Here is a 24,922-nt window from a genome sequence, read left to right as displayed (position 1 = left end):
TTTGTAATAATTTTTTAGCCAATCAACCCCTTTCACCTCCTTCATAAAATCTGCACATATTTGTACTAAGCTAATAAGGGTAGGAAAAGGGGGAAAGATGTGTACATTTTCATCAGCAAAATAAGCTCATGGTTAAGTCAACCATTTTTTAATATGGCAAATTCACTAGAAGGATTTCCGATTGCATTTGCATTTGTATTGGGGATTGTAGGGGCACTAGCTCCATGTCAATTTGTCGCAAATGTAAGTGCCGTTACTTTATACGGTAATCGTTCTCTGCAAAGTAGAATTGTATGGAAAGATATATTAGGTTTTATTTTGGGAAAGATTGTTGCCTTTTCTCTTTTAGGGATATTAATTTGGTTTTTAGGGAGGGAAATTGAAGGTGTTCTCACCATGTATTTTCCATGGATACGGAAACTAATGGGTTCACTGTTAATCATAGTAGGATTGGTTATGCTTGGTGTCATTAAATTAAGAGGTACTTTTAAATTGGTAAAACAAGCTGAAGATAAGCAACTCGAAAGACCATTTGCTTCCTTCCTATTAGGGTTTAGTTTTTCGCTTGCCTTTTGTCCTACAATGTTTGTATTGTATTTTGTAACCTTGATGCCAATTGTTTTATCCAGTTCCTATGGTCTTATGTTGCCAACTGTGTTTGCAATCGGCACGGTCTTACCATTAATTATTACGATTTTTCTAATATGGTATTTAGGAGGAAGTGGGGCTTTATTAAAGAAAGGTAGAAAACTTGGCACAAATATCCAAAATATTGCAGGAGTCTTAATGATTATAGTTGGGATAGTTGATACCGTTACATATTGGTCTTAATAAGTACCTTATTTAAGTTCAGGGCAAGTTGATGTAGAATTTGATCCTTCAGAAGTTCACTATTAAGGAAACAATTGATGATCAAGGTTATGATGTTGAATTAAAATAACGTACCAAGTGCTCGTTATTTTTTATTTAAGTATAAGTATTTCTATGATACTTTCTCATAATAGTTTAGTTCCTGTCATAAGTTTTAATAATGGACAAAACTAAATGGGGGAAATGTCATGAATTGGGAAAGTAGATTAATGATGCCAAATGGTTTGAAGGCACAATATCAAAAGGCTGGTAATACTAGATACTATAAATTAGTACCACAACCTTCACATCATACTATTGTTGATAAAGTAGAATAGAAGGTCTAGGATACAATAATTCTATACCTGGTCCTTTACTCGTGTTTAAACAAGGGGAAATGGTTCGGATTGAATTAGAAAATCGTCTAGATAAACCTACATCACTACATGTACATGGATTATCTAAGCTTGTTTTTCAGGACGGAATTCCTGAAATAGAACCTACTCCATCAATCAAGCCAGGCGAATCATACGTGTATCAATTTCCAGCATGGCAAGCAGGCACATTTTTTTATCATGCTGGAGATCCATCCCAAATCCCTCAAGGGTTATTGGGACCTTTTATTGTGTTGCCTAATGAAAACCAATTAACAGGTGGAGAAATTCCTTATCGTGATTATGTATTAGTTTTACAGCAATGGGATATCCCCCAAGAAAAAATAGGTGAAATTACACCAGGTGTATATAAACCTAGGAAGTTTGATACTGCCCCTAATTTTTTTACAATCAATGGAAAAGCATTTCCTGAAACTGAAGGACTTCGCACGAAATATGGGAAAAAAATTAGAATTCGCTTTATAAATAAGTCGAGTGCTTCACATTCCATGCATGTTCATGGTCATGATTTTCAAGTAGTAAGTGTCAATGGGTTTCCACGTTATAACATATACGATGACACAATTAATGTTGCTTCAGGTCAACGGATTGACATTGAATTTTTATCAATAAACCCAGGATCTTTACCAATAAACGGAACAAAAACATTTCACAAACGAATAATGGGAAAACACCAGGTGGTATGGTAACAAAATTAAATTATGAAAAATAAGGATAAACTAAGCAGTATGTAGACGAATTCTTTCTACTTACTGCTTTTTTATTTTTAAGTTAAAAATATTTACATATATGACACTAATTTTGCACACTTTCTGCAAAGTCTTTTGGTATTTTTACAGTATTAACATATCAATCATAAACAAAGAAGGAGCAGGCTGAAATGAAACATAAATTCATAATAGGTATTATGACAAGTCTATTAGCAATTTCTTTAGCTGCATGTAGTAATAATGGACAAGAGGCACAAAATGAAAACACAGACTCGAACACAAATACCGAAGAAAGTATGGAAATGGATCATTCTGAGATGAATCATTCAGGTTCTGGTGAAATTCCAGAAGGATTAAAAGAAGAAGAAAATCCAACTTATAAAGTTGGGAGTCAAGCTATTCTTGAAACAGATCACATGGAAGGTATGAAGGGTGCAGAAGCTACAATTGTTGGAGCATATTATACAAATGTTTATATGGTTTCTTATACTCCAACAACTGGAGGAGAAATGGTTGAAGATCATAAATGGGTCATCCATGAAGAAGTTGAAAATTCAGGAGATCAACCATTTGAACCAGGAACGGAGGTTGTGTTAAACGCCGATCATATGGAAGGTATGAAAGGTGCAACAGCTGTTGTTGACTCAGTCGAAGAAATGACAGTATATATGGTTGATTACACTCCGACAACTGGAGGCGAGGAAGTGAAAAACCATAAGTGGGTGACGGAAAGTGAATTGTCACCGAAATAGGAATGTGTGTGCTTAAAATAAAGAAAAGAACTTGGATTAATCCAAGTTCTTTTTTGGAGTATATAGCTATGATTGTATCTTGCCTTTCCTTACTAAATTAGTCCATGACTGACCATTATCTTTTGTTTGATAAATATCATTTTCGTAAGTAATTATAGTCATCACTTCCTCTATTTCTGGATGAGATGAAATGTACATCACAGGATTTTGCTCATTCACTTCTTTTGGAATAGGTATTGATTCCTCTTTTTCATTATTTAGTTCTTTTTTATAAAGCGATACCTTATCTCTTTTTAAAGTAAAATAGAGAAAGGAATTTTCTCTAAATACAACACTTGTAACTGGTTGAGATTGTGAGGCTAGAGCAAACGAATCACCATTATCATTTGAAGTGAATAAACCTTGATCTGTGGATATTGCCACAATATTCGCTTTGGTTGGATGAGTAGCTATATTACCAATATTATTAAATGAAAGCCCATTCATCTTACTTTTTGTCCAGTTTTCACCTTCATCTTCTGAGTAATAAAATCCGCTATTTAAACTTGAATTCTTTGCTTCATTCATTACATAGATCATATGACTCTTGTAACCTGCTGCTAAATAGTGAAAATCTGTTTCACCATAAAAATCAAGTTTGTCTAATGTTTTTCCATCGTCAGAGCTTTTGATAATCCCAAGAGGATTCTTTAAATCTGATCCCTGTTCAGGGTGTCCACTTGAATAGAAGCCTTCATCAGTAGCTTGAAAACCCATGTAATCATGTTTATTTTCAGTGATTTCAAACCATTTTTCATTTGAGAATCTTAATAATCCATCGTGTGAGGCAAGATACAATTCATCTTTATTCCCTGCATAGCCAATACCGTGTATATGCTCAATTTTTTCATCTTTTATTTCTTTATAAATGTCTACATAATCATCTTTTTCATCTGTATAAACTTCAATGTCATTTTCCGTAGTTTTTTCATTTTCTCCTTGTGAACAGGCACTCAGTAAAAAACATAACAGGAAGAATGAGCATGTTTTTTTTATCAAAATAATACCTCCTACATTATTGGTTATTTACTAGAAATCCATTTATAGCCTACTCCCCAAACTGTCTTTAAATATTTTTCTACTGGAAAGTTTGCTTGTCGTAGCTTTTCTCTCATGTTTCGTATATGCGAGTCAATGGTTCGATCTTCTGTTTCAGCCTTTAGTCCCCAAATGCTCATGAGTAAATGTTCTCGTGAAAATACTTTATTTAGGTTTTTCAAAAATAAGCTAAGCAATGCATATTCCTTTGGTGTAAGTACGATCTCTTTCTCCTGAAATGTAACCTGATACGTAGATTGATTTATTAACAAATCTCCAAATTTGATGATATCCTCAGAGTGAGATGTCCTGCTGGTTCTTCTCATAATTGCTTCTATACGTGCTAATAATTCTTCTTCATTAAATGGTTTAACGAGATAATCATCAGCCCCTTTTTTTAATCCTTTAACGATATCTTCCTTTTCACTTCTTGCTGTTAACATGATGATGGGTACATCAGAGAATTCTCTTATTTTTTCACAGGTTAACCATCCGTCCATTTCAGGCATCATAATATCCAGAATCACAAGATCGACTTTATTCTGTTGCAAAAATTCTATGCCTTCAGGACCAGAGTTCTTCTTAAAACATCTATATCCATAAGGTTCTATATATAAAGATAATAAATCGAGCATTCTTTGCTCATCATCTATTAGCAAAACTGTTTTCATCCTACTGCCCCTTCAGTGTAATCTTAAAGCATGTTCCTTTATCTATTCGGCTTTCCACCGAAATGGTTCCTCCATGAGCATCTACTATTTCTTTTACTATGGATAAACCTAATCCAAAACCTCCAGTTAACCTTGATCGTGATTTATCCACTCTATATAAACGGTCAAAGATATAAGGTAAATCTTCATCAGGTATCCCTGTTCCTTGGTCTTTAACAAATATGCTTATGAAATTCTTTTCATTTGTTATCTCAATTTTAGTCAATGAATTGATATCAGAGTATTTTAGAGCGTTATCCAATAAATTTAATAAGACTTGTTCAAACCTATTAGGATCAATATTTACAATAGCAGTGATTTTACAATCTAATACAAGGTTTACTCCTTTACTATCGAAAGCTGGTTTCATTTTATGGTAAATGGAGTGGATGAATGAGCAGATTTTTACTTTTTCCTTAGAAATGGAGAAGGTATTTTGATCCATTTTAGCTAAATCAAATAGTTCTTTTAGAAGGTCACCAACATGGTTTGATTCTTCATAAATAATATTTAAGTAGTTAAGCCGTTCTTTTTCTGATAAGCTGTCTCTTCGTGCAATATCTGTATAACCTTTAATGTAGGTAAGAGGAGTACGTATTTCATGAGAAATACTTGCTAAAAACTCGGTTCTCTCTTTTTTCAAATAATTTAAGTCATTTGCAAGTGTTTGAATAGAAGATGATAACTCGCCAATTTCATCATTTGAAGCCTTGGGTAAAGAGACTGAAAAATCCCCTTTGCTTATTCTTCTTGTTGCTTCCTTCATCGATATCAATGGTTTTGTTAGAGCTTTGGATAAAAAGAATATGGTAATCAACATGAAAAGTAGAATGAGCACTGAAGCCAGGATAAAATGTTCATTTAATCGTGAAATAAAACGTTTAATTTGGTCCGTACTTTTGAACATGTAGACATAACCAATATCTCCGTTTGGTGCTTTAAATGAGGAAACCGTAGAAATATATTGTGTGTCTTGCCAATCTGATTGTAGAATTAGTCCTTCATTAGGTGCTTCTAGATCAGCGTTATGTCTTGTTAATATCTTGTTCATCCCAGCATCTATTGGCTTAGATGATATCTTAATTTTCCCAATAGCATCTGTTACGATAACTTCTGTTTCGGTTTCTGTCTCCATAACTTGAATATGATGTAATGTCGTTTCATCATATGAAATTTCCAAAACATCACTATGACTATTTCCACGTGATTTTAATGACTCCAATTCTTCATTAACAAGAGAATGCACAACATTGCGATGTAAGAAGAACATAGAAGATGCTTCAATAATAAAAATACAGATAAAAAACCAAAGACCAAGTTTGATTGAAATTTTCATAAACTACACCTTTTTATCGTTATAAGAGTATTGTAATGGGAAATTGTTGAGAAAATATGCAGATTTGATTTGTAACTAATGAAATTCATTCAAATGCAAACTTTCTCCACAAATTTTTATTATCATAAAAAAAACCTTTGCTTTAGAGGTGGTTTCAATGCAAATAACACTAACTAAATTGGGACAAGTCTATCTTCCAAATTATATCAGAAAAGAGCTAAATCTCGAACCAGGCGACAATATCTATATTTTTGTGGATAATAAAGCAATTATTTTGGCAAAAGAAGCATGTGAGAAAGAAAATCAATGCATACTCAGCAATAGGGGGACACTCCATATTCCTGTTGAGATAAGAAGAATTTGTAAAATAACATCCGCAATGAAGTTTAACGCAATTCTAAACATAGAAGATAGGATAATTGTTTTAAGTAAAAGCGATTAGGAAATTGAAGGATAAAATAATAATTGTGGATAATACTCCTGTGAAAATTAGATTAAAGGAGTGCTTTTATATGAACAAAGTAGATCTTCTAGAATGTATTTCAGAATGCGAAAGTGCACTATCTCATCTGAAATAATGCAATTAGTAAAGCTCATGAGCAATCAAAGTAAAAAATGCAGCATGCTGTAAGAGACTTAGAAGAATGTATTGCAGAGTGTCGAAGCCTTCTATAATCAGTAAAAAACCTCCAATTGGAGGTTTTTTAGTAAGGTAGTATTATTCTTCATCTTCTAAATCCTCTATTAATTTCTTCATTTCATCAATTTCTTTACGTTGAGCTTTTATAATTTCATCTGCTAGTTCACGAACTCTTGGATCTGAAATTTTTGCACGTTCACTGGTTAGTATCGCAATAGAATGATGAGGAATCATGGCCTCCATATAGTCAGTATCATCTACGTAAGTTTGGCTTCGTAAAAGAAAAAGTGAAAGAGCAAAAACAAGAACACTTCCTACAGCAATTCCAATATTAACTTTTCGGTTTTTTAGCATACGGTACATAAACGCTAACATAATAATAGTCATTGTAGCCCCCATCAACAGAGACATATACAGCCTTGATTCACTAAAAAAGACATGGTCTAGACTGTATGTGTTTAAATATTTAAATAGAAACATGACAATAGTTGAGGTGATGATCATCCCAGCAAATTTAAGATATTGTTTAATGATAATTACTCCTTTCAAGACTAATTAAATAGTGCTTTACCCGATAATAAGGTAAGTATGCGTACTTTCTAGTAATTGAAAACTAATTGAAAGAGCAAAGTTAATTATGCTCTGCTCTTTAGAAATAAACTTTGCTAAAAATTCTTGCCCTATTTATGAAGCCATTTTGCGACATTCTTCTGCACATCTAAAGCAAGACTCGGCACATTTTTTACAATGTTCCTGATCATGTTTTTCACACTCTTTTCCACATGCCTCACATATTTCAGCACACAATTTACAAATTTGTTCAGCAAAAGGACTATTTGATTGCATAGCTTTTGCTGTAAAGCCACATATATCCGCACATTCTTTGTCAAGGCGAATACAGTATGACATCATTGCTACATCTTCTTCTTTAAGGCATGCACTATAACAAACATTACAAGCCTCCATGCATTCTAAACATGCTTGGATACATTCTTTATATTGTTGGTTTAACATTTGTGGAACCCCTCCTTATTTTATTACATTATTTATAGTACCCGTCCAATATCGAATATAACGTGGTTCTAACAAACTCCTTAGAATCTGCACAATTAATGAAAGCATACTAACATTACAAAACCACCATTACGATACGAAGGCTGGGCTATGATGGTGATTACTTAAAAAACAATGAACTTTTTTTAAAGCATCAGTTCGAGGATATTGAGCTTGATCTTAAATAATTACAAAAGGTTCTGCCTTATTTGTAATAGCTTTGGGGTAAAACCGTACACATGGAAAGTGTGCTAGAGGATAAAGTCGTTATATTTTCATTTGATGGAAAAAGTGTATCTGGAAAATACTAATAGTGTGGGAAAGTCACTGAATATCAGTGGCTTTTTTAAAGTCTCTTTTCTTAAAGAGTGTTGCTAAATGATCTTATTATCTGTTAGAAAAAGTATTTTATCGCATAAAAAGTACAATTTCTAAGAAGAAAAGATGCCACTAGACTTTATACAGTGCTGTTTACTTCAAATTCCTAAAAGCAACAACGTTTATACTAAAGCCTTTTTTCTATGTAACAAAAAGATGACTCGAAAGGGGTCTACAGAAGACCACTCTCAAGTCATCTTAAAATAATAGTCAATTGTTAGAAGCTAGCTATTAAACAAATGCTGCTCCGACAATAATTAGTAAAATGAATAGAACGACGATCAACGCGAATGATCCACCAGCGCCATAGCCACCTGCACCATAACCGCCTACACCAGCGCCATAGCCACCTGCACCATAGCCACCGAATCCTGCACCATAACCACCAAAGTTACCATATCCTAAACCCATAAATAATTCTCCTTTCATTTGTAGGATTAATAATAGAGTATTAAGGAAATGGAAAATTGACAGTACAAATGCCTAGTTATACCCAAGTTGGGTTTTCACCTAGCTATAATCTTAGTATATGCTTTGAATTATTGTTGTTCTTGAATTGTACTTTAGACATCCAAGTTAGTCAGATGTTTTTCTCAAAAAAGCATATTCTCCAATAAAAATGAAAGTAATCATAAGTATTGCCACAACTACAACAACAATATCTGATTGAAATTTCACCCAAAGAAAAGCACTAAGAACGATAAGATCTAAGACGATTGCTGAAACAACGATAAAGGGGTTTGCATTGACCTTTTTTCTTAAGTGTCTAAAAACTCCCCAGTGAATCATGATATCCATAACAAGATAGAGAATTGCACCTATTGAAGCAATCCGAGTTAAGTCAAAGGATACAGTTAAGACAATCGCTAACACAACTGTATAAACAAGAGTGTGCTTCTGAATAGAGCCTGGCATATGAAAATGTTTGTGTGGTATTAGCTTCATTTCAGTAAGCATCGCAAGCATTCGCGAAACAGCAAATACACTTGCAATAATTCCAGTTATCGTTGCGATAATGGCAAGTATAACCGTAAACCACACTCCAAAATCTCCAAATGCTGGTCTAGCAGCTTCAGCGAGTGCATAATCTTTAGCAGCAATAATTTCAGACAATGTTAAATTACTTGAAACAGCCCATGCAAGTAATAGATAAACAGATAGACTGACTAGTATGGAAATTGTAATAGCTCGTCCAACATTTTTCTTCGGCTTCGTGATTTCTTCCCCACTATTAGTGATCGTAGTAAAACCTTTAAAGGCAAGGATGGTTAATGCAATGGCAGCTACTGAACTGACAATTCCTATATCAGGTGGGTTGCTAGCTTTATTAGGAATGGTGAATGCAAAATCCGCAACTATAATTCCCGCAATTGCCATAGTAGATAATCCAATTATTTTAATCAATGAGGCAATTGAGGTAAATGTTTGAATAAAAGTGTTTCCCGATATATTGATGAGAAAAGAAACGACTATTAAACCTACACCTAGTAAAGGTACTAACCACTCCGTCTGAGCACCATCAAATAATTGAAGTGTGTATGTACCAAATGTCCTGGCGACAAGACTTTGATTAATAATCATAGATACAGCCATCATTAAAGCTGCAGATGCAGTGATCGTACCTTTTCCATAGGCTTTAACTAAAAACATTCCAATTCCACCTGCTGAAGGATATTCCTGACTCATCTTCACATAAGAATAAGCGCTAAAAGCTGTCACAATACTTCCTATAATGAAAATGAGGGGAAACCAAGAGCCTGAGAGCTCTGCTACTTGTCCAAGAAGAGCAAAAATACCAGCACTGATCATCACACCAGTCCCAAGACCTACAGCCCCAGTAAGTGAAATACTGTTTTTCTTGTAATCTGGCATTGTTTAAAACTCCTTCATTTCAATTACTTGTCCATACAATACCCGGTTCGTTAATATTTATAACATAATAGGTGGTACTTAATAATAGTCCCAAAACAAAAAACTACCTTCAACAAGATTTTGAAGGTAGTACTTATTTAGTATAAGTTTAAGTTTAGGTATAGTCGGTAAAAGGGCACCCCTGAGATTTTCTTACGGTGAGTTGTGATGTAGCTTCCCTTTTGAAATGCCAATTTGTTGAGAAGTATAAATTCCTGTGTGTCCTGAAAATAAATAGCTAATAATACAAACAAGAAATAAATATAGACTTGCCTCAGAACCAAAAAGCTCGATACCCATAATAAAGCATGCTAAAGGTGTATTTGTAGCTCCACAAAAAACACCGATAAAGCCTAAGGCGGCTAAAAAGGGAATTGATACATGAAGGTACTCACCAAGGAAACTTCCAAGTGTGGAGCCTATGGCAAATAAAGGAGTTACTTCACCACCCTGATATCCCGCACCAAGAGTTAGCGAGGTGAAAAGTAGCTTTGTGATAAAAGTTAAAGGTGAAACATTCCCTTCGAATGCATCATCAATTAGTGGAAGCCCTAAGCCAAGATATTTACGAGTGCCAATTAAGTAGACGAGGGCAATAATAACAAGTCCACCAACAAAGCTTTTAATCATAGGGTTTGGGAAAATTTTAGTGTATTGCTTTTTTAACCAATGTGTTAGCTGTGAAAATAATGTACTTGTTAAGCCGAAAAGAATGCTGGCAAGGATTATTTTTATTAACAATAGTATGGATAGTGTAGGAATTGTACCAATATCATAATGGTGATGGCCAACTCCCCATGCCGTTGTGACAAAATCTCCAACAAAAGCTGCGACAAAGGCCGGGAAAATAGCTTCATGCTTAATCAACCCTAAAGCTAAAACTTCTAATCCAAATACTGTACCTGCTAAAGGCGTACCGAAGACAGAGCCAAAGCCACTGCTGATTCCACAGATAATGATTATTTTCCGATCCACTGCGTCTAATTTAAATATCTTCCCAACTAATTCAGAAAATGCTCCACCCATTTGAACAGCTGTACCTTCTCGCCCAGCAGATCCACCAAATAAGTGTGTGACAATTGTGCCAAATAACACTAATGGAGCCATGCGAAATGGAATGCTTTCCTTTGCACCAGTTGCTTGCTCAATGATTAAATTATTTCCTTTTGCGGAGTTTAATCCATATTTCCAATAAAGAAAGCTAACAAGAATCCCACCAATTGGAAGTAAAAATAAAAACCATGAATAAGCTTCTCTTGTTTGGGCTGCCCATTCTAAACTTACTAAAAAAAGAGCTGAAGCAGATCCAGCTAGAATACCTACAAATCCAGCTAATATAATCCATTTGATCATGTATAACAATAAATGTACGTGTATCTGATTTTTAAGAACGTTTTTGATCGTGTGCATGATGTATCCTTTCAACATATACAAAACAAAAGAGAAACGATAACTAATGCGGCCACTAGATTACTAAGATAAGAAAGCAAAAAAACTGCACTTAGTTTTGGTGTCTTAGCTTAAGTCGCCTTGCACTTTTCTTAGGAATCACAGAAACAATCTCTTTTGTTTTTTGTATAGTTTATCACATTTCCTGTTTTATCTAATTCAATTGAACAGCATTCTAATAAAATATCTTTTAATTTTACTCGTCCTCGTTGAACTCGTGATTTAGCACCTGATAAAGAGATGCCTAGTTTTTCTGCCAGCTCTTTTTGAGTATGATTATGAAAATCGGTATAAAGTAATGCCTCTTTATAATGATTTGGGAGGGACTCTGTCATTTCCAACAGCCATGATGAAACAAGCAGATTTAGGTTTTCATCGTTATCGAGAGTAGGATTATCTGTGTTTCGTGAAAATTCTAAAAGGCTATTCGGGTTTTCGCGAATATCTTTTTCTCTTTTTTTATAAAAATCTACAATTTCATTTCGAGCAACTTTAAAGATCCATGCTTGAATTTTTTCTTCATCTTTCACACTCGATAGCTGTGTGTGGATTTTGATGAAGACGTTTTGGAGTATGTCTTCCGCATCCTGTGTGGTAGCGACTTTTCCTAAAATAAATCGAAATAAAGAATCATTGAATTGAGACCAAATTAAATTTTGTTCCATCATAATTCTCTCCCTATAAGTCAAATCGTGTCATTTAATTTCATTATATCGAATCTGTTTTTATTTTAGAATTTTTTGCGTCCTTTTAGAAAAAAAGAAGTCTTAATAGATAAGAGCTGTTTTTGTAAACTTTGTTGCTTTTAGTAACTTTAGGAAACAGCAGTGTATACAGCTAGTGGCATCTTTTCTTATTGTCCTAGAGACTTTTATTCGGAAAAAAACACTTTTTTAACATGTAATTGAACAAGTTAGCAACAATCTTTCAGAAAATAGCCTAGATAGATAAACAATTGGAGGGATTTATGATGGAAATTACGTTTGAAAAAGATCAAAATAAACTACCTGTTGCTATTATTGGTGGAGGACCTGTAGGTTTAGCTGCAGTGGCGCATCTTATTAGCAAAGGTGAAAAGGTACTCCTTTTTGAAGCAGGCAATTCTGTTGGTCACAGTGTACTAAAGTGGGGAAGCGTTAAAATGTTTTCGCCTTGGCAATACAATATAGATAAAGAAGCGGAAAAGCTGTTGGAGAAGAGTGGTTGGATAGCACCTGATTTAACTCAATTACCTACAGGAAGAGAATTGGTGGAAAGCTATTTAAAACCTTTAAGTGATATCCCCGAAATAAACAAGAGCTTGATTTTAAATGCAAAGGTAATTGGTGTAGGTAAAAAAGGATTGGATAAAGTAAAATCTTCAAACAGAGAAAATGTACCATTTATTATTTATGTGGAAAGTGATGAACATATATCAAACTATGAAGTTAAAGCTGTGATTGATGCTACTGGAACGTGGTCCAATCCTAATCCTGTTGCTTCTAATGGAATTTTTACAAAAAATGAAATAAATGCAAGGGAGCATATTTATTATGGTATACCTGATTTGAAAGGAGAAAAAGAAAGGTATGCAGGTAAAAAAGTTTTAGTTGTTGGAAGTGGTCATTCTTCTATAAACATTCTTCTTGAGTTAGCGAAACTAAAAGAAGAACATCCACAAACGGAAATTCTTTGGGCCATTCGAAAAGCAAATGTGGAAGAGGTATATGGAGGGAAAGAGAATGATCAATTAGCTGCAAGAGGGGAGCTAGGGAGTAGGGTTGAAAAATTAATTAACACGAATACTATTTCTACTTTTACTGAGTATCAAATTATTGATTTACACAAACATAATGAAAAAGTCAATGTTAAGGGAGTAGTAAAAGATAAGATAGTAGTGATTGAAGGTATTGATGAAGTGATTTCTGCTACGGGATCAAGACCAGATTTCTCTTTTTTGAGAGAAGTACGTTTGAACATAGATTCTGCTATTGAAAGTTCTTATGAGCTTGCACCATTAATTGATCCAAATATCCACAGCTGTGGAACAGTTCGACCTCATGGAGAAAAAGAACTAAGACATTTTGAAAAAAACTTTTACATTGTTGGAATGAAAAGCTATGGACGTGCACCAACTTTTCTACTGGCAACAGGATATGAGCAGGTTCGTTCAGTTATTGCGTATCTCACTGGAGATTTTCAAGGTGCAGTAGATGTGAAATTAGAGCTTCCGGAAACAGGTGTGTGTAGTGTTGGATTAGTCGATTGCTGTGGCGAAGAGACAGTAAATAACCGAAATAAAAGTTGTACTACAACTAAAAGTGTTGAAGCATCGGAATCAATTAGCTGTGTACAAATTAAACCAAAAGAAATTAATAATAATTCATGCTGTAGTTGAATTAATGTAAATAAGAGATGGATGATTGATGTTTATCGATCTCTTATTTTTATAGATAAGAAAGATTTACATAATCTTTACAAAAATATTCTTGAGGATTTTATATAAGTGAATTAACATATAAGCAAATAGTTATATATTAATCATATAAAGTGAGGGCGATTCTTATGTTAAAAGAACCATGTGTTGGATATGAAAATAAAATGAAAGAGTTAAGAGAAAAGATGTGTATCACAACCGAAGAATTATCTCTACTAACAGAAACAGAGCTTCGTATTATAGAGAAGCTTGAAAATGGTCAGCTTCATCCTAGTGATGATTTTATTGAACGTTTAGCCAATGCTTTTCAAATGAATCCTTTTGAGGTGAAAAAGTATATATGGTGTGAAGAAGACCAAAATGAATGTATACATAATTAAGATAAGAGTTTGGTAGTCTCCCGGATAGAATTTAAATTAGTGGGGAAATTAATAAAAGGGAATTAAAACAATTGCATTGAATATATAAGTATATTGTTATATAGTGATTTACAGATAAATAAAAGGGGGGGAACAAATGTCTGAGGCACTAATAGAGATAGAAAATGCAGCAACAATTTTAAAACTCTTAGGAGATAAAACAAGATTGACTATGGTGAAAATGCTAGATTCGAATGATTGTTGTGTGTGTGAATTTGTTGAGGTTTTTAAAGCAAGTCAGCCCGCCATTAGTCAGCATATTAGAAAATTAAAAGATGCAGGAATTGTAAAAGAAACTAGAAGGGGACAATGGATTATTTACTCGCTGAATAAAAATAGTGACTATTATCCACTTGTACAAAATTTATTACAGCATCTTCCTAATCAAGATTATCGAATCAAAGAATTGGAAGCTCAAGGTTTACGTATTTCGTGTGAATAAATGGAGGGGATAACATGACATCAGTAATACTAGCATCTGCCATCTTCATACTCACACTTACACTAGTTATTTGGCAACCTAAAGGATTGTCGATCGGTTGGTCTGCATGTGGAGGAGCAATATTAGCTCTTCTTGTAGGTGTAGTAGATTTTAATGATGTGATTGATGTAACATCAATCGTTTGGAACGCAACACTAGCTTTTATTGCCATTATTATTATTTCACTAATACTAGATGAAATTGGATTTTTTGAATGGTCTGCTTTACACATGGCACGAGCGGCAAAGGGTAATGGAGTTAAGATGTTTATTTATGTAAGTCTTTTAGGAGCGGTTGTGGCAGCATTTTTTGCAAATGATGGTGCAGCTTTAATTCTTACACCGATTGTATTGGCGATGGTAAGAAATCTTAACTTTAGTGAAAAAATGGTATTCCCATTCATTATTGCAAGTGGATTTATTGCCGATACAACATCACTACCATTAGTTGTTAGTAACCTTGTTAACATCGTTTCTGCTGACTTTTTTGGTATAGGTTTTGTTGAATTTGCATCAAGAATGATTATTCCTAACTTTTTCTCATTAGGAGCAAGTATTCTAGTTCTACTGCTCTTTTTCCGTAAAAGTATTCCGAAAAATTATGATTTATCGCAACTAAAGAAACCAGTCGAAGCAATTCGTGATGAAAAGATGTTTAAATTGTCTTGGTTTGTTTTAGGGATATTACTTATCGGTTATTTTGCTAGTGAATTTATTGGAATTCCTGTGTCAATTATTGCAGGTATTGTTGCAATCTTCTTCTTATTTATGGCGAAAAGAAGTTCTGCAGTTAACACGAAAACTGTCATAAAGGGTGCACCTTGGGCAATTGTTTTTTTCTCAATAGGTATGTATGTGGTTGTTTATAGCTTGCGAAATGTAGGGTTAACAGATGTTTTAGCAGATGTTATCCAAGCTACAGCAGATCAAGGCTTATTTGCTGCAACGATAGGAATGGGATTTATTGCAGCAATTTTATCTTCAGTGATGAATAATATGCCAACTGTTATGATCGATGCACTTGCAATTTCTGATACAAATACATCAGGAGTTATAAGAGAAGCGCTGATTTATGCTAATGTGATTGGTTCAGATTTGGGGCCGAAAATCACTCCAATCGGATCACTTGCTACATTATTATGGTTACATGTCCTTTCTTTGAAAGGTGTTAAAATTTCTTGGGGTACTTATTTTAAAACAGGTCTTGTTTTAACCATTCCGACTTTGTTTATTACACTTGTTGGTTTATATATTTGGTTACTTATTATTCATTAATTCAAATTAAAAGGAGCAATTATCATGTCTAAAAAAACAATTTATTTTCTTTGTACTGGAAACTCTTGCCGAAGCCAAATGGCAGAGGGTTGGGCTAAAAAGCATTTAGGAAGCGAATGGGAAGTGAAAAGTGCAGGACTTGAAGCACATGGTTTAAATCCTAATGCCGTAAAAGCAATGAACGAAACAGGAATTGATATTTCAAATCAAACTTCAGATGTGATTGATCAAGAAATTCTTAACAATGCAGATTTAATTGTTACGTTATGTGGCCACGCCGCAGACAATTGTCCAGTAACACCTGCTCACATTAAAAGAGTACACTGGGGCTTTGATGACCCGGCAAAAGCTGAAGGATCAGAAGAAGAAAAATGGGGATTTTTCCAACGAGTACGTGACGAAATTGGAGAGAGAATTGAACGTTTTGCTAAAACTGGAGAGTAAGTATCAGCTTTTTTAAGCACTAGATTAATAATTCACATGATGCCGTGAGAACTTCTCTCGGCTTTCTCTTTATAAAGGTGGCTTTTTCTAAGAGCTTAAGGAGAGTCTTAGAAAGCAACAAGGTTTATGAAAACTACTTTATAACAATCTAATTATTTCCTAAGGAGTTGTAACATATGAAAGTAGAAATATTTGATCCTGCCATGTGCTGTTCAACTGGTGTTTGCGGACCAAGTGTTGATCCAGAATTAACTCGTGTGGCTTCTGCGGTATATTCATTAGGAAAAAAAGGCTTTGATATTAAAAGATATAATCTTGCGAATGAACCAGATGCTTTTACCAATAATAGTGAAATAACAAAAATCCTTACTGAAAAAGGTCCAGATGCCCTACCGGTTGTTTTGGTTAATAATGAAATGAAAAAAAGCGGTACATATCCAACTAACAAAGAGTTATCAGAGTGGTTTGGGGTTAAGTCAGAAGAGTTACAGGAAAAGCCAAAGGTACGATTATCAATTGATTTAAAGCAAATGTGAAAAAAGGGAAGAGTTCACTATATTTTCTGATTTAGGAAGAAGGGATAACCATGTTTACATCCTATAATCCAACCAATTTGGTTAAAACACCATTTTTATTTTTTACTGGAAAAGGTGGGGTGGGGAAAACTTCTACTGCTTGTGCGTCTGCTGTTGCTTTAGCTGATGAAGGCAAAAAGGTGTTATTAGTCAGCACAGATCCCGCCTCTAATTTACAAGATGTGTTAGAGATGAGTTTAACAAATACACCCCAACAAGTGAAATCAGTAGAGAATCTTTATGCATGTAATTTAGATCCGAAAGAAGCTGCGAGAAAATATCGAGAAAATGTTGTTGGACCGTATCGTGGGAAACTACCTGATGCAGTTGTCGCTACAATGGAAGAACAACTTTCTGGAGCATGTACAGTTGAAATAGCTGCTTTCGATGAGTTTACAAATCTTATAGCTGATTCCTCAACTATAAGTGATTATGACACAATTATTTTTGATACGGCGCCAACAGGGCACACTTTAAGGTTACTACAACTTCCAACTGCATGGACTGGATTTTTAGAAGAAAGTACACACGGAGCTTCGTGCTTAGGACCTTTATCAGGTTTAGGAGAGAAAAAGGATTTATATTCAAGAACAGTTAAAGTGCTATCAGATCCAAAACAAACTACACTATGTTTAGTATCAAGGCCAGAGATTTCCTCAATAAATGAAGCAAATCGTGCATCTACAGAGTTGCGGGGGATTGGGATAAATAATCAAATACTGATTATGAATGGTGTACTACAAACATCAGTTTCAGATGATGCTGTATCTTCCTCATTTTTTCAGCGTCAACAATTAGCATTAAACCATTTTCCTAAGAAGCTAAAAGAGCTGCCGATATACGAAGTACCTTATGTTTCTTATTCATTAACAGGTATTGAAAATCTTCGTTATTTATTCTCTAATGAATTCTTACCAAGTGTGGAAGACGAAGTTAATGATATTCATACAGAGATTTCAATGCAAAAATTAAATGACTTAATAAATGATCTATCGACAAAAAGGATAATATTCACGATGGGCAAAGGTGGTGTAGGAAAAACAACGGTGGCATCAGCACTTGCCGTTGGACTTGTAGAGAAAGGTCATAAAGTTCATTTAACAACAACAGATCCTGCATCACATATTCAAAATATGTTTGCAGAAGATAGTTATAATAAAAATCTAACAATAAGTGCGATTAATCCAGTAGAGGTTGTTGAACAGTATAAAAAGGAAGTTCTATCAAAGGCAAGTACCGAGCTTGATGATGAAGGCTTAGCTTATTTACAAGAAGATCTAAATTCTCCTTGTACTGAGGAAATTGCTGTTTTCAGAGCATTTGCTGAAGTTGTTGCAAAATCAGAAGATGAAATTGTTGTGATTGATACAGCACCTACAGGACACACATTATTGCTATTAGATTCTGCACAAAACTATCATAAAGAGCTTGCTCGATCTACTGGTGATGTTCCTAACAGTGTTAAAGCATTACTTCCTAGATTGAGAAATCAAAATGAAACAAGTGTTGTGATTGTTACTTTAGCAGAAGCAACACCTGTCTTAGAAGCTGCTAGACTTCAAGAAGATTTAAAACGAGCTAACATAGAGCCAAAATGGTGGGTTATTAATCAAAGTCTATACGCAACTAAAACAAAAGATCAGACTCTACTGGGAAGAGCCCATGCTGAAAAAGCCTGGATAGATAAAGTGAAAAATGAATTAGCAGCACAATCTGCAATCATTCCTTGGATAGCTGAGGAGAAGATTGGTTATGAAGAAATAAAAGAGTATGTAGAGCTTTAGGATATTTTCTAATGCTAAAAAAGACTTGGAGGATAAATAAATGACAACAAAAAATTACAACGAACTAGTGAAGAACCGCATCTATATTGGTGGTGCTGACGATATTGACGAAGTGATGAAGAATGAAAAGATTGATGTTGCGTTTGATTTAAGAGCTGAGGCATCTCATGAAGATTCAGAATATAATCGTGTTCATAGCCCAATTGTTGACGATGCTGATAAACAAGATGAATCAGTGAAAAATTCAATCGACTCTGTTGTTACCGCATATAACGAGGGAGAAAATGTCTATTTTCATTGCCAGGGAGGAAGTAACCGTACAGGTACTGTAGCAATTGGCACTCTTTTAGCACTGGGACAAGCCGAAACAATTGAAGAAGCTGAAGAAATTGCAAAAAATGCACGTCCAAAAATCAAGGTGAAACCTGAAATGAAAGAAACATTAAAAAGAATCTATCCAAATGGGTAAAACATGGGGGAATTAGAAATGAAAATTACTAATGATGCAAAAGAGGTACTGGAGCAATTCCTAACTGAAAAAGGTGCTGAAGGTATTCGGCTAACATCTGTAGCTGGTTGCTGTGGACCACAATTCACAATTACTTTAGATGCACCGATTGAAACAGATAAAGTTAACACAATTAATGGAATCACAGTAGCTGTTGATGCACAAATTACAGATACAGATGAGTTAACTTTAGATATAGAAGAAGACGCAGATGGAGCTGGCTTGGTTTTATTAGGTGCGAGTAATTGCTGTTAAGAAAAGGTGTAGTGGTTGGTTATCAGGAGTGTCATTTTTTGTCGAAAAACTAATATATCTTGAGTTTTAGCAAATATATTGATCAAAATAGCAAATAAATTTAATAAAACAGCAAATATAACGAGAAAAGAGCAAATAAACGCCGTAAAATAGCAAATATCTGTATCTAATCCTATAATTCAGACAATTTAATTAGGTGTAAGCTTCTTTTAAAGGAGATTACACCTAATTAAAACAAAATACTTTTATCACATCTAAAATTCTTCCTGATATTATCTCCATTTTTGTCGTGTTTTTAATATACCTCATCTTATTACAGACGTATTTCTTGCAAATAAAAAATCAATATGTTCTAATTAAATAAGAAACTTTTTATACAAATTAGTATAAAAAGTTATTGGTGTAAAATAGTTGATATAGCAACTAAAGATGATATATAACCATAATTCTAATAAATTAACTTACCTCATAATATAGTTAAGGAGTGGTTCATGTGTCAAACGAACAACAAGACAATATAAAAAGATTAGTAAAAGATCATTGGTATGTAAAATATGAGGAAGTCGGCTTTCCATCTATTCAAAAGGGGTGGGTTTTACCTGTTGAACGCTGGGCTGATTTTGATCCGTTTATTTTAATGGCAGAAGATTGGTTTAAAAGAGGCACTTTTTCGGACCATCCTCATAGGGGCTTTCAAACAGTAACATATGTTATTGATGGGAGACTAGAGCATATAGATAATGCAGGTGGACGCGATATTCTTGAGCCTGGTGATGTTCAATATATGAACGCTGGTTGGGCCGCAAGACATGGAGAGGAAGGCGTAGGAGATGATATTGCTCACACCCTACAGCTTTGGTTGAACCTTCCAAAGCATTTAAAGAAAACAGATACTAGCTACCAAAATATTTATAGTGAAGATGCACCAACAGTTGATTTTGCAGGTGGCTCTGTCAAAGTATTTTCTGGCGATATAGCAGGAGTTAAAGGTCCGATGGAATCTGTTGTTCCTTTTACATTATCAGAAATCTCATTAAATGAAGGAGCAACATACACACACAAGCTACCAGAAACGCATAATGCATTTTTGTATGTATTATCAGGTGATATGGATTTTGGAGAAAATGAAGTGAACCTGACAAAACATGGAGTTGCTACTTTAAGTTTTAATGAGAGCGGTAATAAAGATATGATGAGTGAGTTTAGAATTAAAGCAAACAGTAGGCGCTCGAAAGTATTGATCTATTCAGGTACTCCGATCAAAGAAGAAATCGTTCCTTATGGTCCTTTTGTAATGAATACAATGGATGAAATTAAGGATGCATATCGTGACTTTCATAATGGAAAGTTCGGTCCTCCTGCAGTCTGAAAGTAAACATTTCATCTATATGAGACTCAAATTTTAAAATAAGTTGAGGTGTTTCTATTGGATATTTTTGAAGTGATTAAATCACGCAGAAGTAATGGACGTGTGACTGATGAGGCAATTCCGAAAGAAATCATTGAACAAATATTAGAAGCAGGCACTTGGGCTCCTAGCCATTTTAGAACTGAGCCTTGGCGATTTTTTGTCTTAAGAGGTGAGGGCAGAAAGAAGTTAGGTGAAGTTCTTGTGAATATTGCTCAACAGAAGATGGAAGATTACTTAAGTGAAGGAAATCAGAAAAAGCTTGAGAAGATTGCTGAGAAACCATTTAGGGCACCTGTTATCATAACCGTTGCTGTTGAGCCAAGTGAAAATCCAAAAGCAATTTCCAAAGAAGAGTATGGCGCAGTATACTCGAGTATTCAAAATATGTTATTGACTGCACATAGTTTAGGGTTAGCGGGATTCTGGAGAACAGGCGAACCTACTTATGATCCATTAATGAAAGAGTTTTTTGGTTTATCCGATAAAGGAGATGTATTAGGTTTCCTTTATTTTGGGTATCCAAAAAGATCGTTACCAGAAGGAAAAAGAAAGCTATTTTCTGAAGTGACCACATGGATAGGGGAAGATTCAGAGGAAGATAAGTAAAAATGAATTAACTCTAATTATGTAGTATTCTACAACATTAGCATTCATAATAAGCCGTAATTATACCAATTACTATATATTAGAGTTGATTTTTTGAATGGTTATGGTTAGAGCCATGTATATGCGAATACGTTATAATCATAACAAATCATTCTTGTAATTTCCGAGGGAGAAATCACAGGTTAAAAGTTGCTATAGCAACTAAAACAAAAGGAGCAAAACGTATGACGTTTTGCTCTCTCCCTAAGATGTTTCATTATTAGGAAATCTTTATTAAAAACTTACAATGACGATCTCCTTCAGTTTGACAACAAGTTCTATTAATATTATCTGTGCCAATGACTTCTTTAAACATAGCTGTTTCACATCGACATGCTACTTTGTACTCTTTGGCTACAGATAGAATTGGACAATTATATTCTGTTAGTTCATATGTGTTGTCATCTATTTTCAAGAGCTCAGCCATATAGCCTTTTTCGTTTTGGATGTTGACCATTTCATTAAGCTTTTCGAATGAATGATGTTTATTTTGCATTCGATTCTTATATTCTGTGCTTAGTCTTGCTTCTCTTTTTTTAAATAGAAGATCAATTGTTTCTTCTCCATGTAATTCTTTAATATCGTTAAGAAAATCAACACTCATTCCCTCATAGTTTTTTGGGAAATACTCTGCTGCTTTTTGTGATAAGAAGTAAATTTGGAGTGGTCTACCCATCGGCTGCTTTAGTTCAGATGACAATATAAAGCCATCTTTTTCGAGGCTTGTCAAATGCTTTCTTACAGCCATATGCGTAATATTTAGATGTGATGTTAATTCATTTACAGTTAAAGATCCTTCTTTTTTTATCAAATTAAGAATTTTATCTTTTGTACTTTTTTGTGCGACTGTCATTATAAAACCTCCTTTAGTTACAGTTAGGAGTAGGTAGAAATTTAGAATAGAGCTTTAAAAATAGTTAAATCTTATTATACCACAAGGTATAAAATGTTGAAACAAATTGGATGCTTCATATTTTCATAAGCAAATAAATTGATCATATTGAAAATTTGATTTACTATATTTTTATACTTATTATACTATAAAGTATAAAAACAATATTTGGAGGAATATCAAATGACAAAATACACTTTACCAGCTTTAAACTATGAATTTAACGCATTAGAACCTCATATCGATCAACAAACAATGGAGATTCACTACGGTAAACATCATCAAACATATGTGAATAATTTGAATGCTGCTCTAGAAGGCAAAGAAAAATTACAAGCAAAATCATTAGAAGAATTAGTGAAAAATTTAGATGATGTACCTGAGGAAATAAGAATAGCTGTAAGAAACAATGGTGGAGGTCATCTTAACCACTCTTTATTTTGGGAAGTAATCGCTCCAGCTTCAGGTCAAAACACAATCGCTACAAACTTGGAAAAAGCTATTCATGAGTCTTTTGGGAGCTTTGAAAACTTTCAAAAAGAATTTACTGCAGCAGCAACAACACGTTTTGGATCTGGATGGGCTTGGTTGATTATTAATGAAGATGGAAAGTTACAGGTAACAAGCACAGCTAATCAAGATCATCCAATTATGGAAGGAAACCAAGCAATTTTAGGCTTAGATGTTTGGGAGCATGCGTATTACCTTAATTATCAAAATAGAAGACCAGAATATATCTCAAGCTTTTTTAATATAATCAATTGGAATGTTGTATCTGAGAAATACGAGCAAAATATCTAGTATCTATCCTAAGAAGTAATAAGGTGCCATTTAGGCACCTTATTACTTCGTTAAATGTAGAAATTAACAAAGGGGTAATATATATGAATGAGCAAATAGTTGATATTACGATAATAGGTGGCGGTCCCACAGGATTATTTTCAGCTTTTTATGCAGGAATGAGAAAGATGTCAGTAAAAATAATTGATAGCTTAGGTCAATTAGGAGGACAGGTGGCAGAGCTTTATCCTGACAAATATATATATGATATAGGTGGTTTTCCTAAAGTATTAGGAAAAGACTTTGTCGAGAATTTAATCAACCAAGCTAATTATGCTTCTCCTGAGATTTGTTTGAATGAAACAGTAATAGATCTTGAAAAACATGGAGAAGTTTTCACATTAAAAACAAATAAGGGTGAACATTATACAAAGGCAATTTTAATCACTGGTGGAATTGGAGCTTTTGAACCAAGAAAATTAACTATTGATTCTGCATCTTTTTATGAAGGGAAAAATCTTCACTATTCTGTAAAAGATTTGCAAGAATTTAAGGATACTAAAGTTCTAGTTTGTGGTGGTGGAGATTCAGCTTTAGATTGGTCAATGATGTTAAACGAAATTGCAGAGACAGTTACTTTATGCCATCGACGAGGAGAATTCAAGGCACATGAAAGCAGTGTAGAGCAATTATATCAATCTGATATCAATATTAAGATTCCTTATGTTATTAAAGAGCTAATTGGAGATCAAGAGAAAATTAGCAAAGTCGTAATTGTTGATAAAGAAAATAATGAAGAAACAATAGAAGTAGATTCTGTGATTGTTAATTATGGGAATATCTCTTCACTAGGCCCAATAAAAAGCTGGGGCTTAGATATGGAGAAAAATTCAATTGTTGTGAATCCAAAAATGGAAACGAATATTGAGGGTATCTATGCTGCTGGAGATATAGCAACTTATGATGGAAAAGTAAAACTCATTGCAGTTGGATTAGGTGAAGCACCTATTGCCATTAATAATATAAAGAAATATATTGATCCAACATCAAGAGTTCAACCACTTCATAGCACAAGTGTATTTAAATAGGGGGGACAAAACATGAAGCTCGTTGGTATTTCTGGTTCAATAATAGGCTCTAAAACATCAAAAGCTGTTCATGAGGTGTTACAAACAGCAAAAGCAAAGGATGCAAGTATTATAACAGAATTAATTGATCTAAAAGATTACGAGGTTGAGTTTGTTAGCGGTAAACCATTTAATGAGTATAACAATGATACGCAAAAAGTAGTTACTGCCATTCTCTCAGCGGATTTTCTTTTGATTGGAACACCAATATATCAGGCCTCCATTCCAGGTGTGCTAAAAAATGTGTTTGATCATCTTCCGATTGATGCTTTAAAGTCTAAAGTAACAGGAATTGTCACAACAGGAGGAACTGAAAAACATTTTCTTGTAACAGAATATCAATTGAGACCAATTATAAATTATTTAAAAGGCGTTGTTCCAGTAGGAAATGTTTTTGTCCATAACAATGATTTTAGTAAAGATAATGAAATTACGAATATGGATATAAAAAACCGAATAGATAGATTGGTTGAGGAAATGATTTATCTTCAAAATGGGATAAGTAATAGAGTGGAAAATTAGTAACTAAAGTTATTTTCTTAATGAGAAGAGAGAGCTAAGATAAAAAGTAAAGGTACGTTTTGATGGTTTGTAAATTAATCGCATACGAATTCATAAGGAATTATGGTTTTTAGAGGTAGATAAACCCAA

At 34.0% G+C, this 24,922-nt stretch carries 29 protein-coding genes and 1 pseudogene; 20 read left to right on the top strand and 10 right to left on the bottom strand.

What is annotated here, in order from left to right:
• The first annotated feature begins 99 nt into the window (after nt 1-99).
• From FS935_RS15720 to FS935_RS15710, 4 genes are all read left to right on the top strand, one after another.
• A complete protein-coding gene (locus FS935_RS15720; RefSeq protein WP_146949602.1) occupies nt 100-831 on the top strand; it encodes an urease accessory protein UreH domain-containing protein in 732 nt (243 codons plus the stop codon).
• A gap of 227 nt (nt 832-1,058) precedes the next feature.
• Nucleotides 1,059-1,187, top strand: coding sequence for a hypothetical protein (locus FS935_RS24255; protein WP_275669620.1), 129 nt, complete (start codon nt 1,059-1,061; stop codon nt 1,185-1,187).
• Nucleotides 1,184-1,933, top strand: coding sequence for a multicopper oxidase family protein (locus tag FS935_RS15715; protein ID WP_275669622.1), 750 nt, complete (start codon nt 1,184-1,186; stop codon nt 1,931-1,933). Before FS935_RS24255 ends, FS935_RS15715 begins: the two co-directional genes overlap by 4 nt.
• A gap of 191 nt (nt 1,934-2,124) precedes the next feature.
• On the top strand, nt 2,125-2,706 hold the full coding sequence (locus FS935_RS15710; RefSeq protein WP_146949600.1) for a YdhK family protein: 582 nt from the start codon (nt 2,125-2,127) through the stop codon (nt 2,704-2,706).
• Nucleotides 2,707-2,772: 66 nt separating this feature from the next.
• On the opposite strand, the gene FS935_RS15705 is transcribed toward FS935_RS15710, so the two are convergent.
• Genes FS935_RS15705 through FS935_RS15695 form a run of 3 tightly spaced genes read right to left on the bottom strand, consistent with a single transcriptional unit; the run spans nt 2,773 to nt 5,829 of the window.
• Nucleotides 2,773-3,744, bottom strand: a complete 972-nt coding sequence (locus FS935_RS15705) for a F510_1955 family glycosylhydrolase (RefSeq protein WP_146949599.1) — start codon at nt 3,742-3,744, stop codon at nt 2,773-2,775.
• 23 nt (nt 3,745-3,767) lie between these two features.
• Nucleotides 3,768-4,454 (bottom strand): response regulator transcription factor, encoded by a 687-nt coding sequence (locus FS935_RS15700; protein WP_146949598.1) that lies wholly within the window; start codon nt 4,452-4,454, stop codon nt 3,768-3,770.
• Nucleotide 4,455: 1 nt separating this feature from the next.
• The gene (locus tag FS935_RS15695; RefSeq protein WP_146949597.1) at nt 4,456-5,829 is read right to left on the bottom strand and encodes a sensor histidine kinase; all 1,374 of its coding nucleotides are present in this window, start codon (nt 5,827-5,829) and stop codon (nt 4,456-4,458) included.
• 157 nt (nt 5,830-5,986) lie between these two features.
• On the opposite strand from FS935_RS15695, the gene FS935_RS15690 reads away from it, so the two are divergent.
• Nucleotides 5,987-6,271: an AbrB/MazE/SpoVT family DNA-binding domain-containing protein gene (locus tag FS935_RS15690; RefSeq protein WP_146949596.1), complete on the top strand. Its 285-nt coding sequence runs from the start codon at nt 5,987-5,989 to the stop codon at nt 6,269-6,271.
• 276 nt (nt 6,272-6,547) lie between these two features.
• On the opposite strand, the gene FS935_RS15685 is transcribed toward FS935_RS15690, so the two are convergent.
• Both FS935_RS15685 and FS935_RS15680 read right to left on the bottom strand, forming a co-directional pair.
• Complete coding sequence (locus tag FS935_RS15685) at nt 6,548-6,856, bottom strand: DUF305 domain-containing protein (protein ID WP_338036928.1); 309 nt, start codon at nt 6,854-6,856, stop codon at nt 6,548-6,550.
• Between the two features lie 297 nt (nt 6,857-7,153).
• Entirely contained in the window at nt 7,154-7,483 is a 330-nt protein-coding gene (locus FS935_RS15680) for a four-helix bundle copper-binding protein (RefSeq protein WP_146949595.1), read from the bottom strand.
• 152 nt (nt 7,484-7,635) lie between these two features.
• Here FS935_RS15680 and FS935_RS23965 point away from each other — a divergent pair.
• Nucleotides 7,636-7,833, top strand: a pseudogene (locus FS935_RS23965) (stage V sporulation protein R); the annotation flags it as partial.
• A gap of 298 nt (nt 7,834-8,131) precedes the next feature.
• On the opposite strand, the gene FS935_RS24250 reads toward FS935_RS23965, so the two are convergent.
• From FS935_RS24250 to sigZ, 4 genes are all read right to left on the bottom strand, one after another.
• Nucleotides 8,132-8,311, bottom strand: coding sequence for a YjcZ family sporulation protein (locus tag FS935_RS24250; RefSeq protein WP_146949594.1), 180 nt, complete (start codon nt 8,309-8,311; stop codon nt 8,132-8,134).
• A 165-nt stretch (nt 8,312-8,476) separates the two neighbouring features.
• A complete protein-coding gene (locus FS935_RS15665) occupies nt 8,477-9,772 on the bottom strand; it encodes an APC family permease (RefSeq protein WP_146949593.1) in 1,296 nt (431 codons plus the stop codon).
• Nucleotides 9,773-9,964: 192 nt separating this feature from the next.
• On the bottom strand, nt 9,965-11,221 hold the full coding sequence (locus tag FS935_RS15660) for a voltage-gated chloride channel family protein (protein ID WP_146949592.1): 1,257 nt from the start codon (nt 11,219-11,221) through the stop codon (nt 9,965-9,967).
• A 131-nt stretch (nt 11,222-11,352) separates the two neighbouring features.
• Nucleotides 11,353-11,925: an RNA polymerase sigma factor SigZ gene (gene sigZ / locus FS935_RS15655; RefSeq protein WP_158638620.1), complete on the bottom strand. Its 573-nt coding sequence runs from the start codon at nt 11,923-11,925 to the stop codon at nt 11,353-11,355.
• A 305-nt stretch (nt 11,926-12,230) separates the two neighbouring features.
• Between sigZ and FS935_RS15650 the strand changes: the two genes are divergently transcribed.
• The 11 genes from FS935_RS15650 (at nt 12,231) to FS935_RS15600 (ending at nt 21,433) form a co-directional block, all read left to right on the top strand.
• On the top strand, nt 12,231-13,637 hold the full coding sequence (locus tag FS935_RS15650; RefSeq protein WP_146949590.1) for an NAD(P)-binding domain-containing protein: 1,407 nt from the start codon (nt 12,231-12,233) through the stop codon (nt 13,635-13,637).
• 167 nt (nt 13,638-13,804) lie between these two features.
• The gene (locus FS935_RS15645; RefSeq protein ID WP_146949589.1) at nt 13,805-14,056 is read left to right on the top strand and encodes a helix-turn-helix domain-containing protein; all 252 of its coding nucleotides are present in this window, start codon (nt 13,805-13,807) and stop codon (nt 14,054-14,056) included.
• Between the two features lie 136 nt (nt 14,057-14,192).
• A complete protein-coding gene (locus FS935_RS15640; protein WP_146949588.1) occupies nt 14,193-14,537 on the top strand; it encodes an ArsR/SmtB family transcription factor in 345 nt (114 codons plus the stop codon).
• Nucleotides 14,538-14,551: 14 nt separating this feature from the next.
• Nucleotides 14,552-15,850, top strand: coding sequence for an arsenic transporter (locus FS935_RS15635; protein WP_146949587.1), 1,299 nt, complete (start codon nt 14,552-14,554; stop codon nt 15,848-15,850).
• A gap of 24 nt (nt 15,851-15,874) precedes the next feature.
• Nucleotides 15,875-16,294: an arsenate reductase (thioredoxin) gene (gene arsC / locus FS935_RS15630; RefSeq protein ID WP_146949586.1), complete on the top strand. Its 420-nt coding sequence runs from the start codon at nt 15,875-15,877 to the stop codon at nt 16,292-16,294.
• Between the two features lie 176 nt (nt 16,295-16,470).
• A complete protein-coding gene (gene arsD / locus FS935_RS15625) occupies nt 16,471-16,830 on the top strand; it encodes an arsenite efflux transporter metallochaperone ArsD (RefSeq protein WP_146949585.1) in 360 nt (119 codons plus the stop codon).
• Between the two features lie 50 nt (nt 16,831-16,880).
• Complete coding sequence (gene arsA / locus FS935_RS15620; protein WP_146949584.1) at nt 16,881-18,653, top strand: arsenical pump-driving ATPase; 1,773 nt, start codon at nt 16,881-16,883, stop codon at nt 18,651-18,653.
• A 40-nt stretch (nt 18,654-18,693) separates the two neighbouring features.
• Nucleotides 18,694-19,122 (top strand): dual specificity protein phosphatase family protein, encoded by a 429-nt coding sequence (locus FS935_RS15615; protein ID WP_146949583.1) that lies wholly within the window; start codon nt 18,694-18,696, stop codon nt 19,120-19,122.
• A gap of 18 nt (nt 19,123-19,140) precedes the next feature.
• Nucleotides 19,141-19,416, top strand: a complete 276-nt coding sequence (locus tag FS935_RS15610) for an adhesin (protein WP_146949582.1) — start codon at nt 19,141-19,143, stop codon at nt 19,414-19,416.
• Nucleotides 19,417-19,909: 493 nt separating this feature from the next.
• Nucleotides 19,910-20,785, top strand: coding sequence for a pirin family protein (locus FS935_RS15605; RefSeq protein ID WP_146949581.1), 876 nt, complete (start codon nt 19,910-19,912; stop codon nt 20,783-20,785).
• Nucleotides 20,786-20,842: 57 nt separating this feature from the next.
• Nucleotides 20,843-21,433 carry a nitroreductase family protein gene (locus FS935_RS15600; protein ID WP_146949580.1) on the top strand — a complete coding sequence of 197 codons (591 nt, stop codon included), beginning with the start codon at nt 20,843-20,845 and terminating at the stop codon, nt 21,431-21,433.
• 259 nt (nt 21,434-21,692) lie between these two features.
• Here the strand turns inward: FS935_RS15600 and FS935_RS15595 are convergent, their stop codons facing one another.
• Complete coding sequence (locus FS935_RS15595) at nt 21,693-22,325, bottom strand: helix-turn-helix transcriptional regulator (RefSeq protein WP_146949579.1); 633 nt, start codon at nt 22,323-22,325, stop codon at nt 21,693-21,695.
• A gap of 222 nt (nt 22,326-22,547) precedes the next feature.
• On the opposite strand from FS935_RS15595, the gene FS935_RS15590 reads away from it, so the two are divergent.
• The 3 genes from FS935_RS15590 (at nt 22,548) to FS935_RS15580 (ending at nt 24,793) form a co-directional block, all read left to right on the top strand.
• On the top strand, nt 22,548-23,165 hold the full coding sequence (locus tag FS935_RS15590) for a superoxide dismutase (protein ID WP_146949578.1): 618 nt from the start codon (nt 22,548-22,550) through the stop codon (nt 23,163-23,165).
• 83 nt (nt 23,166-23,248) lie between these two features.
• The gene (locus tag FS935_RS15585; protein ID WP_146949577.1) at nt 23,249-24,232 is read left to right on the top strand and encodes an NAD(P)/FAD-dependent oxidoreductase; all 984 of its coding nucleotides are present in this window, start codon (nt 23,249-23,251) and stop codon (nt 24,230-24,232) included.
• Nucleotides 24,233-24,244: 12 nt separating this feature from the next.
• Nucleotides 24,245-24,793 (top strand): NADPH-dependent FMN reductase, encoded by a 549-nt coding sequence (locus FS935_RS15580; RefSeq protein ID WP_146949576.1) that lies wholly within the window; start codon nt 24,245-24,247, stop codon nt 24,791-24,793.
• The last annotated feature ends 129 nt before the right edge of the window (nt 24,794-24,922 follow it).

Origin of the sequence: Metabacillus litoralis (assembly GCF_007994985.1) — a bacterium.
Taxonomy (GTDB): domain Bacteria; phylum Bacillota; class Bacilli; order Bacillales; family Bacillaceae; genus Metabacillus; species Metabacillus litoralis.
This window is presented reverse-complemented; position numbering and strand designations above follow the sequence as displayed.